Consider the following 1,312-nt stretch of genomic DNA (forward strand, 5'->3'; position numbering starts at 1 on the left):
TTCTGCTTGCTGAGAAGCTATTTATCGACTTGCAGAAAACAATATGTATCTGCAAGCCTAGCCCTTGAGTTATTATTCAAAAATCAGCTGCCTGATGTATTCATTTCAGATGAGGCTGAATAGTTACAAAATTTTTTACTAATTACTGTATTCATTTTTGTAACCTATATTTTTAATAAATTTAAGATTTCGTTTTTCGCTACTGAAAAAACAAAGCGCTCAAATCTCAAATTTGGATAACTGACCCATACTTAAAATGAAGGATATTTCTGCAAGCTTGAATTGATTTTCCAAACGTATTCCTGCATGAAGCCCTTCCGCACGTTGATTTAATGCGAGTAAATAATCAGAAGTGTTTATGTCACCAGCTTGCCAGCGCTTATTTAATAAATTTGCGCTGCTAGCCAACCTACCTTGGGTGAGCTTTTGCCATTGCTCGTAGTATTTTCTACTGACATTAAGCGATTCATAATTAGCTTTTGCTTCAAAAGACTGCTTTCGATATACCGACTGAAAATTCGCCTCGGCTGCAATGGCTTCTGAATAAGCGGCTTTAACATTATCTGTATAGTTATTTCTGATGTTTAAAGGCATTGAAAAAGTCACACCAACCAAGTCTTCATCTCCACTTTTCCCTGCGCTAACGCCAATGGTTGGATTAGCTTTAGATTCCATAGTGGTTAGTTGAGCTTTAGATTGTTGTCCCTTCCATTTCGCTCTAGCAAGTTTAACTTTTGGATGTTCCTCAACCCACTGGGAGTTAAATGAGTAGCTTGTTGCTCCAAAAGTAAATGAAAACAAATTGGTAGTATTAGGCGTCCAATCAGGCAATAACTCCTGAACCTTTACCTCTGCATTTTTCAAAGCAATTTGAGACTCAGATATTTAACTAAAAATTTGCGACAAGTTTAAATAGACTAGCTCAGCGTCAAGTGGCTCTAGAAGTCCAGCTTTTCGTTTGTCTTCAACAATTCCAACGAGCGTTTGCAATTGCTCTTCTCTTTCTGAAAGTAACTGAGCAGCTTTTTTTGCTGCTTGCCAATTAACTAATGCAGTTAAGGCATTAGCCTTTTTGTTTGCCCAGCGAAGCTGGCAAACCCGATAGGCTGAAAGATGCCTTATCACCCTGACTAAGGGGAAGATAATCTGAATGGCAAGGGCGTCACTGGCCAACGGTGGGGTCTGAAGGAAGCCATAAGAAGTTAGAGGTACACAACTAACCGTAACCTGTTTCGGCAGTATTGGTGGGTCAGCGTGCAAAATAGCGCAACGCCCTATACTTAGTCAGACCAATACTGTGCTTGAGGGTGGG

The 1,312-nt window shown here is 39.7% G+C and carries 2 protein-coding genes; both read right to left on the minus strand.

Translation table 11 applies throughout. The features are described 5' to 3' along the window. Positions 1–219: 219 nt before the first annotated feature. Positions 220–864, minus strand: coding sequence for a TolC family protein (locus tag QL998_RS20625; protein ID WP_290193393.1), 645 nt, complete (start codon positions 862–864; stop codon positions 220–222). A 21-nt stretch (positions 865–885) separates the two neighbouring features. After that, complete coding sequence (locus QL998_RS20630) at positions 886–1,260, minus strand: hypothetical protein (RefSeq protein ID WP_290193394.1); 375 nt, start codon at positions 1,258–1,260, stop codon at positions 886–888. Between the last annotated feature and the right edge of the window lie 52 nt (positions 1,261–1,312).

It is taken from the genome of Pseudoalteromonas sp. APC 3691 (genome assembly GCF_030408135.1).
Lineage (GTDB): Bacteria > Pseudomonadota > Gammaproteobacteria > Enterobacterales > Alteromonadaceae > Pseudoalteromonas.